Raw genomic sequence first — 8,729 nt, 5'->3', positions numbered from 1 at the left:
GGACAACTGGACTCGCGGTCGATTGGCGGCCATCCACAGCCGAGATCATATTCAAATCCTCAAAATTGAAAAAAGCCCAATGAAATCGCCAAGCTCGATCAGTCGACATTACGACGTCTCGCCTGCCGCATCAATTTCCAAGAGCCGAAGATCGTGGCGTCGCTGAAGATTTGGCGTCGCCGAAGATCTTGGCGTCATGGCGACAGCCCCTTCCCTGATTGGCGAGTTTGGCCGAAACTCACAAAATGGTGCGAAGGCGAGTGATTCGAGGGAAGCAGCCATGACCGATACGTCGAAGGCCTGGGTCTGGAGCCAGTATTGCGCCGTCGTCCCTGATGACGAGGCGACAGCCAAGCCGCTGCCATTGTTCGGACGCGGAGCGCCCGAGGACAAGAGCCCGACGACGGGCGACAGAACCAAGCGCGGCCTCGTTCTTGCAGGCGCGATGATCATCGGCCTGTTTTTCCCCAAGATCGCCTTTCTGCTTCTCGTCCTCTCGGCGTTGATGATCCTCTCCGGCCTGGAGCCGAAGCGGTTCGAGGACTTCATGCAGACTGTGCCGGGCGGCGGGGTCGTCCTGAAAATTCTGGCGATCTCAGAACAACTATTCTGAGGACTTTGGGCGCGGGGGCGGGGCCGCTACAGGGTCGCCGCCATGCCAAAACCGGCCACGCCCTCGAGCTCGGAGTCATCGGCCGGCGCCAGCCAGAGACGATCGACGCGCGCCGCCCGCGGTCCCTGCCCCGCAACGGCGAGAAAACCGTCCAGCGCGGCTTCGGGCCCGGCGGCCAGCGCCTCGACCGATCCATCCGACCGGTTGCGCGCCCAGCCGATGAGGCCAGCCGCATTCGCCTCCCGAATGAGGAAGGCGCGAAAGCCCACGCCCTGCACACGCCCGGCGACGAAGAATCGGATGACGCGCCGGCTCATTTGGTGGGAACCGCCACGTTGTCGATAAGTCGCGTGGCCCCCAGGCGCGCCGCCGCGAGAAGGCGGATTGGCCCGTCTTCGCGGCGCGCAACGCGCGCCAGGGTCTCCGCGTGCCGCGCTTCCACATAATCGATATCGAAGCCCGCTCCTACGATGGCCTCGTGGGCCTCCCCCATGACATGGCCGACGACCTCGCCCTCGGCGATGCGCCGCGCAGCTTCGGCGATCGCGCGATGAAGCGCAGGGGCGCGTGCGCGGTCGTCCGCCGACAGGTAGACATTGCGCGACGACATGGCGAGCCCATCGGGGTCGCGCAGCGTGGGGCAGCCGAGTACCCGCGTCGGAATGTCGAGATCACGCGCCATGGCGCGGATCACGAGCAGCTGCTGGTAATCCTTCTCGCCGAATACGGCGACGTCAGCCTGGGCCTGGTTGAGCAGCTTTGCCACGACCGTAGCGACCCCGGCAAAATGACTGGGACGGAACCGGTCCTCGAGCTCGGCCTTGGCAGGACCATCGAGCGAGACAGTGGTGCAGAAGCCCTTCGGGTAGACTTCCTCGACCGCCGGCGCGAACACGAGATCGGCCGCGACGCCGCCGAGCTTCTCCCGATCCGCCGCCAATGTGCGAGGGTAGCGGGCGAAATCCTCGCTCGGGCCGAACTGCGTCGGATTGACGAAGATGGTCGTAATGACGCGATCTGCATGGCGGCGCGCCGCCTGGACGAGCGAAAGATGGCCTTCGTGCAGAGCGCCCATCGTCGGCACGAGGCCGATCCGCTCGCCGGCGGCGCGGCGCGCCCGCACGTAAGCGCGCATCTCCTCGATCGTGTGAACGACGGGAACCTCGAGACTCATCCACGCTGGCCTTTCCTTTGTTCCGCCAGAAGATGCGACAGATAGCCGATATAGGCGGGCGGCAACTCCAGGGCCTGCGCCGCCGCGAGAATATCGACGAGATAGCCGGGCGCGGCGGCGCCCTGATTCGCCGCGGCGCCGATATACACCAGAGCCGGCGCGGACCCGAAGGGCTCGCGCAACACCGGGATGATCTTCTTGACGTAGAGCCCCTGCCCCACCTGCTCGTAGCGATCCAGCGCCATGATATCCGAGACCGGAACGTCCCAAAGCGCGCCATGGACGCTCGAGCGATTGTCAGGCATGACGCTGGCGAAACCCGAAGGGAGCGTCACGAAGCGCCAACGCGGCAGCCGCGCCCGGCCCAGAAACCTGGAATGCGGACAACGCCGCGCCATGGCGGCAGCGTCCATATTGGAGCCATAAGCAAAATGCAGCGGCAACGTCGAACCCTCTCGCGCGGCGGCGCAGGCGTGCTATATCACGGCCGGGGAAGGGTGGCCGAGTGGTTTAAGGCAGCGGTCTTGAAAACCGCCGTGGGGGCAACTCCACCGTGGGTTCGAATCCCACCTCTTCCGCCATCCCTATCCAAACAGACCTATGATTTACAACGCATTTCGAATGGTGATGCCGAGCTGAACCTGCTTATCCGTTCTGCCGGCGTGGGAGGGAGGCTCAGGGGGCTCTTGCGGGGGGCTCGTAGCCTGGGAGAACCGTTCAAGGTTTTGCGGCGGGCGACGACCTGAGAAGGTTCGTCAAGGCATCGATATCGATCGGCTTGACGAAGAAGTGGTTGAAGCCAGCTTTGAGCGCACGCTCGCGTACGTCCTTCTGACCCCAACCGCTGAGGGCGGCGAGCGTTATGTCCCTCCCCTCCGGCAGCTTCCTGATCTCGCTTGCGAGCTTGTAGCCGTCCATGCCCGCCATCCCGATGTCCATGATCATCAGGTCCGGGGTGAACTCGGTTATGGCGGCAAGAGCCGAAGGCCCGTTGAAGACCGTTCTCGTCTCTCCGCCGATCGACTGGACGAGCATCGCGAGGCTATCTGCGACATCCTTTTGATCATCGACGATCAACACCCGCCGCGAGGCCGCGGCCGGGAGAGACCCGGTCTTGACCTGAGTTGCACCGGGCGCCTCCTTGTCGGAGAGTGGAAGTACAACACGAAATTCACTGCCTTTTCCACCGCCATCGCTGAAGACTTCGATATGCCCGCCGTGGAGATCAACGAGACCGCGAGCGAGCGCAAGCCCGACACCGATTCCGCCTTGCCCCTCGCCGGATGGCCTGTCACCCTGATTGAAGAGCTCGAAGGCATGGGTGAGATTGTCAGGTGTAAAGCCGATTCCGTTGTCGCGCACGCTGACGATCGCTTCATCGCCGTCACGCCGGGCCGAGATGTCGATGCGGCCCTCAGCCTGCGTGTATTTCGAGGCGTTGTTGAGCAGATTGGCGAAGACTTGGGATAGGCGCACAAGATCGCCGTCCACGACAAGCTGCGCGTCTGGTAACGCAACCTTGATTTCCTGCCGCTTCGCCTCGAACAGCGGCGCGGTGGTCTCAAGGGCTTGACGGATGGCGTCCTTGAGCTCCACAGGCTTGCGTCGCAACTCTATCTTGCCGCGCGTGATACGCGCAACATCGAGCAAATCATCGACAAGACGAACGAGGTGCGACTCCTGTCGTTCGATGAGACTGTGCAAACGCGCGACTTCCTGAGCCGGCAGGTTGGCTCGTTTCAGCACTTCGAGGGCGTTGTGGATCGGCGTCAAGGGATTGCGCAGCTCATGGGCGAGCATGGCGAGAAACTCATCCTTGCGGCGGTCTGCTTCTCGCAAGGCTTGCTGCAGCGAATAAACACTGATCGCGTCAGCGGCCTGCCGCGCGCAAATGTCGACGAGCCGTAATTCGTGAGGGGAAAACTGGTGGGGCTCACAAAAGTGTACGGCGAGCATGCCGACCAACCCGCCGGAACTGGCGCACAGCGGCGCGGAGATGACCGCCCGATAACCCGCCACCCTGGCCTCATCGAGGTTCGGCGCGAAGAGGGGCTCTTTCTCGACGTCTTCGAATACGACCCGCTCGCATTTGGCGAGAGCAATGCCGCAAGCCGTGCCCGAGGAAGCGCCGACGCTCGCGAAATTGTCGAGAAAACGTTTTTGAAATCCGCGATGCGCAACAATTCTCAAGACTTTGGCGGCGCCATCGTAAAGCTGTATGTAGCCAAAATTAGCACCGATCAATTCGATGATCGCGTCAAGGATGGTCCCAAGCGGTTCCTCGAGCTGGTCAGCGACCATTACTTTTGTGCTCAGCTCCTGTAGCCGGGCCATTGCGCGCAACTCAGCCGCCAGTCGCTCTTCGACGAGCTTGAGCTTGGTGATGTCAGCAAACGTGACGACGACGCCATCGATCTGTTCTTCCAGCGTCCGATAGAGCCGCACCTGCATCGACACCCAACGGCCGTCGGATGTCTTGATGTCCCTGTCTATCGGCTTCAGACTCTCGAGGACGCTGGTGACATCCTGCTCGAGGCCGTCGTAAACGAGCCGGTGGCTGAAGTCGGAAATTATTCGACCAATATCAGACTGGCTGATGTTGAAATAGGCGTGCACACGCGGCGTGAAAAATTTGATCTTCAAATCGGAGTCGAGGAACAGCGTGCCAATCTCCGTGGCGGCCACGAGATTCTCTAGGTCGTTATGGGCCGTCGAAATCGCCTCCAGCTTGCTTTTAAGCTCGCCGTTGACCGTTTGCAGCTCTTCATTGATAGATTGCAGCTCCTCTTTGCTCGTCTCCAGCTCCTCGGCCGTGGACCGATATTCTTCATTTATGGATTGCAGCTCCTCATTCGCGGCCCGCAAGTCCTGGGTCGCCTGCTCATACTCTCTCCGGCCGGCGCTGAGCCGATCTTGCGCTGCAGTAAGCTCCTGACGAAGGCGCTTGATTTCACCCCGGTTACCGTTCTCCGCCTCGGGCAAATCTTCAATGGGCGAAGCCTTGCCGAGGTCCATGAAAAAAACCAGGGCTTGGCCCGTCAGCGTCTGATCGCCGTCCCTCGAGGGCGCCACATGGATCGCGACAAGATGAGCGTCGCCGTTGAAAGCGACAGAAATGGGCACGCTCAGCGAGGCCTCGCCCTTTTCGAGCGCGCGCTGTAGCGCAAGTTTCAGGTCGACGCGAAGCTCCGGACGCACTTGAGCTGGCAACTCCGCGCTGAATGGCCCCTCCAGAGGCCTGAAGAAACGGCCGGCGTTTGCGGAGATATGGAGTATCTTGAAGGAGCCGTCGACTAGAACGCTCGGCGGCGCGCTCCGCTCCAGCGCCGCGCCGTGCGCATGCCCGACAGTGATCGCCTGCTCGACATGGCCAGTCTGTAGCGGGCGATACTCGGTCGAGCGAAAATCCGAGGTGAGCTGCGGCAGGATCGGAGCAACTTTGTCCGGCGCGCCGGCGGCGAGGTATATCCGGGCGTCACGATCCACCGGCCTGAACTGCTCGTGCGTGGCGTCGATCGTCTCGGCCGAACCCAGGAAAACATAACCGTTCGGCTTCAACGCATAGTGGAAAAGGCCGTACAGCTGACGCTGAAGTTCGCGCTGGAGATAAATGAGAAGATTGCGACAGGAAATGAGGTCGATCTTGATGAAAGGTGGGTCCTTGAGCGCGCTATGCGCGGCAAACAGGATGAGATCGCGAAGCTCCTTTTTTACGCGGTAGAACGAATCCTCTTGCACGAAAAAACGGCGGAGACGTTCCTGGGAGACGTCGGCCTCGATCGATTTCGGATAGCGGCCTTCGCGGGCTGCGGCGAGCGCGGCGTCGTCGATGTCGCTGGCGAATATTTGCATGACAGGATGCGCGCCACGCCGCGCCGCTTCTTCCAACAAGAGAATGCCCAGGCTATAGGCCTCTTCTCCGGTCGCGCAACCGATGACCCAGATGCGAATCGACGCCTCGCCATCGAGCTTGTCGAATAGAGGTTTGATGACTTTGTCGGCCAGCGCGGCGAACGCCGCCGGGTCACGGAAGAAGGACGTCACTGAAATCAAAAGATCCGAGAAAAGCTCATGGACCTCGTTCTTGTTGTTCTGGAGATAACGATAATAACTGTCCAGACTTTCCTGCCGCACCACCTGCATGCGTCTTGCGAGTCGGCGCATGATGGTTGGTCGTTTGTAATTGGAGAAATCATGTCCCATGCGCCGGCGCAGGAGCGCCACAATCTGCCGAATTTGGTGCTCTGCGTCTTCCTTGCTTTCCCTGTGAAGGGCCGCCTTGCTTTGCATCACCTCCGCTAGCCGCTCCGTGAGTTGCTCGATAGGAGCGACAAAGTCGACAACTCCGGTCGCGATGGCGCTCTCCGGCATCTGGGGATATTCGGCCTCCGAAGGCTCCTGCGCAAAGATAACGCCGCCGGCCTCCTTCACAGCCCGGGCGCCGAGCGTCCCGTCCGAGCCGGAACCGCTCAACAAAACTGCGACCCCATCGCCTCTTCCGGAGGCGACGGAGTGGAGAAGCATGTCGATGGGAGAGCGGCGGTATCTCGACGCTGTGAAAGGGCGCGCCGTCACATCGTCACCGTTAACTACGAGTTCCCTGTCTGGCGGAATTACATATATGCAGTCTGGCTTCAGCTTTTCAGTCGAATCAACCTGAATGACTGGCATCTTTGTTTGAATCGTCAGGATCTCGCTCAGGGCGCTTGGATGATCCGGCGCGAGATGAACGACGACAACGTAGGCCAAGCCCAAATCGTTTTTGACGTGGGTAAAAAACGATTTCAACGCAGCAACGCCGCCCGCGGAGGCGCCCAACGCGCAAACCGGCGTGTGATTAGGGCCATGGAAGCCGTTGGCTGCGTTACTCAAAGTCCCCTCCATGGAACTGCCGGGCCGTCATTTACATAGTCTTACCACCGAGCACTCTCCAACATAAGCGACGCGTCGAGAACCAACTGCTGTGCTGTGAATAAAGAGCCGGCCGCTTCTGCCGGTCGCGGCTGCTCTTCTCGCAAGCGTGTGGAGGTGAAATCATGCGGTTTCGGTTCGCCTCCTCCGGACGGAGGAAAGCCTTGGCGAACAGCGCAGGGCGAGGAACTTCCTATCGAGGGCCAAGTTTCGCATGATGACCATGATCATAGTAATCGCAGCCTCAGCAGGCGGGCTCCAGCCACTCCGCCAAATCGTGGCGGCGATTCCCGCAGAATGCCCGGCGTCTGTTTTTGTGGTCATACATTTTGGCAAGCATCCCAGCGAATTGCCGACAATACTCTCCTGGTCTTCCAGGTTGACCGTATCCTTTGGCGAGGACGGAACGCCAATCCAAGCGGGCCACATCTATGTCGCCCCGCCGGACCATCATATGATCCTGGAAGCGGGGCGCATTCGTCTCAATCAGGGACCAAAAATTCACTTTACGCGCCCTGCCGCAGATCCGCTCTTCATCTCGGCCGCCCAGGTTTATGGAGAAGACGTTATCGGCATCGTTCTCAGCGGAGGCGACAAGGATGGAGCGGCGGGGCTGAGAACCATCAAAGAGCACGGCGGGAAGGCAGTCGTTCAGGAGCCCAAAGAGGCTGTTAATCCTTCCATGCCCGAGACCGCTATTGCGAGAGATCATCCGGACGCGTGCTTATCCGCCGAAGAAATCGCTGCATTATTGAAATCGTGCAGATGACGCGAGTGGCGGCGTCAGTGGATGCCGTCAAACGTGATCCTTCAGCACCCTCACGAACTTCACGATTCGCGCCATTTCCTGCTGCCAGACATGCGAATATTCGCTCCTGATAACCGGCTGGCCATCTTTCACCACGACCCGCCAATCATCGCGGGGGCCCTTTTCGAGAAAGCCGCGGCTCTCGAGTTGCCGCAGCTTCCGGCGAACCGTTTCTCTGGGAATTCTCGTGGACTCGGCGATTCTCGTTGCAGTCAGCGTATAACGACGCCCCGACTCTTGATCTTCCGATGACAATCCGGCCCTTTCATCCCGGAGATAAAGACGGGAAACAGCTGTGTAAACTAAAAGGGAGTCCAAATCATTCCCGAATACGGGTCGCTCGTCCACCAGGACGGCAAACAGAAGCTCCAGAAACTCATGTTTGAACTTCGGATATTTGTCTGAAACGATAGTTTCAAGAGCTTTTACTTGCATATGACAAACTTTTTCTTGCTGAAAAACTAGAGGGGCCTGATAAGCGGGTTCTTTCGGAGACTTGCTTAGAGCGCCTTTCGGGCGACATCCCGCTAAAATAGCCGGAATCCCGATTTTTTCTCAACTGGCGTCATCCGGCGTCCGAAGGCTCGGGCCGGCGCACGGAAGGAGAGGCCAATGCTCGCGCATTGGCTCGCCTCTCCGTGTGGAGCAACTTTACTCCGCCGCAACCCGACGCCCCGCCAGAATTTCGCCGGCTTCCTGCACCGCATCTTCGATCGCTTCGACATCGGAGACCAGCCCTTCCAGGAACCACCGGAGCTGCCCCAGTTCCTTGGACTTTGCTTGCAGTTCTTCCGTGATTAACTTGTTTGTCGCCTGCAGTTCGCAAACTTTCTGCTCAGCGGCGCTCAGCATGTGTCGATGATGTTCTTCCGCAGCATCGAGTCGGCTTTTGAGCGCCTTATACCGGCCCCTTTCCTCTTCAAGTTCAGCCTCGAGAGTCTTGATGGCTTTCCCTGCGGCCTGCACCTGCGTCCGGTTGTGATTTGCCAGATCCTTGAGGACGGTAGCGCCCATGCTGATGGATTTTCGAATATCGTTGAGATCAGGCTCTGCCGGAGGCATGCGCCCGGCGCCTCCCCCAGGGCCGCGCGCCTCAAATTTGATGAGCTGCGGCGCGCGACTACGGCTGACGTCCTCCGTAGACCTCTCGCTTGCGAAATATGAGGCACGCATGGAATGGCGCTGATCAAGGTTTGTCACGTTAACCGGATCCCCCGCGGTTG

9 protein-coding genes, 1 tRNA gene and 1 pseudogene (1 of these 11 only partly in view) are annotated in these 8,729 nt (G+C 60.1%); 3 read left to right on the top strand and 8 right to left on the bottom strand.

Annotated elements, in window-relative coordinates:
• On the bottom strand, positions 1-49 hold the start of the coding sequence (locus WOC76_RS09110; RefSeq protein WP_341107419.1) for a cytochrome P450. It extends 1,334 nt beyond the left edge of the window; the window shows 49 of its 1,383 coding nt (coding positions 1-49); its start codon is at positions 47-49; its stop codon lies beyond the left edge, outside the window.
• A gap of 231 nt (positions 50-280) precedes the next feature.
• On the opposite strand from WOC76_RS09110, the gene WOC76_RS09105 reads away from it, so the two are divergent.
• Entirely contained in the window at positions 281-613 is a 333-nt protein-coding gene (locus tag WOC76_RS09105) for a hypothetical protein (protein WP_341107421.1), read from the top strand.
• Between the two features lie 26 nt (positions 614-639).
• Here WOC76_RS09105 and WOC76_RS09100 read toward each other — a convergent pair whose 3' ends face one another.
• From WOC76_RS09100 to WOC76_RS09090, 3 genes are read right to left on the bottom strand one after another with little or no spacing between them, the layout of a single operon-like run.
• The gene (locus WOC76_RS09100; protein WP_341107423.1) at positions 640-930 is read right to left on the bottom strand and encodes an acylphosphatase; all 291 of its coding nucleotides are present in this window, start codon (positions 928-930) and stop codon (positions 640-642) included.
• Complete coding sequence (gene panC, locus WOC76_RS09095) at positions 927-1,787, bottom strand: pantoate--beta-alanine ligase (RefSeq protein ID WP_341107425.1); 861 nt, start codon at positions 1,785-1,787, stop codon at positions 927-929. The genes WOC76_RS09100 and panC overlap by 4 nt, the downstream gene beginning before the upstream one ends.
• Entirely contained in the window at positions 1,784-2,230 is a 447-nt protein-coding gene (locus WOC76_RS09090; protein ID WP_341107427.1) for a gamma-glutamylcyclotransferase family protein, read from the bottom strand. The genes panC and WOC76_RS09090 overlap by 4 nt, the downstream gene beginning before the upstream one ends.
• 48 nt (positions 2,231-2,278) lie before the next feature.
• Here WOC76_RS09090 and WOC76_RS09085 point away from each other — a divergent pair.
• Positions 2,279-2,368 (top strand) — tRNA-Ser (locus tag WOC76_RS09085).
• Between the two features lie 136 nt (positions 2,369-2,504).
• Here WOC76_RS09085 and WOC76_RS09080 read toward each other — a convergent pair.
• Both WOC76_RS09080 and WOC76_RS24295 read right to left on the bottom strand, forming a co-directional pair.
• The gene (locus WOC76_RS09080) at positions 2,505-4,985 is read right to left on the bottom strand and encodes a PAS domain-containing protein (protein WP_341431381.1); all 2,481 of its coding nucleotides are present in this window, start codon (positions 4,983-4,985) and stop codon (positions 2,505-2,507) included.
• A gap of 339 nt (positions 4,986-5,324) precedes the next feature.
• Positions 5,325-6,671: pseudogene (locus tag WOC76_RS24295) on the bottom strand (chemotaxis protein CheB); the annotation flags it as partial.
• 241 nt (positions 6,672-6,912) lie between these two features.
• On the opposite strand from WOC76_RS24295, the gene WOC76_RS09065 reads away from it, so the two are divergent.
• The gene (locus tag WOC76_RS09065; protein ID WP_341107437.1) at positions 6,913-7,467 is read left to right on the top strand and encodes a chemotaxis protein CheB; all 555 of its coding nucleotides are present in this window, start codon (positions 6,913-6,915) and stop codon (positions 7,465-7,467) included.
• 27 nt (positions 7,468-7,494) lie between these two features.
• On the opposite strand, the gene WOC76_RS09060 is transcribed toward WOC76_RS09065, so the two are convergent.
• Complete coding sequence (locus WOC76_RS09060; RefSeq protein ID WP_341107439.1) at positions 7,495-7,941, bottom strand: helix-turn-helix domain-containing protein; 447 nt, start codon at positions 7,939-7,941, stop codon at positions 7,495-7,497.
• A gap of 216 nt (positions 7,942-8,157) precedes the next feature.
• Positions 8,158-8,568, bottom strand: coding sequence for a hypothetical protein (locus WOC76_RS09055; protein ID WP_341107441.1), 411 nt, complete (start codon positions 8,566-8,568; stop codon positions 8,158-8,160).
• Positions 8,569-8,729: the final 161 nt, after the last annotated feature.

It is taken from the genome of Methylocystis sp. IM3 (assembly GCF_038070105.1).
Classification (GTDB): Bacteria; Pseudomonadota; Alphaproteobacteria; order Rhizobiales; family Beijerinckiaceae; genus Methylocystis.
This window is presented reverse-complemented; position numbering and strand designations above follow the sequence as displayed.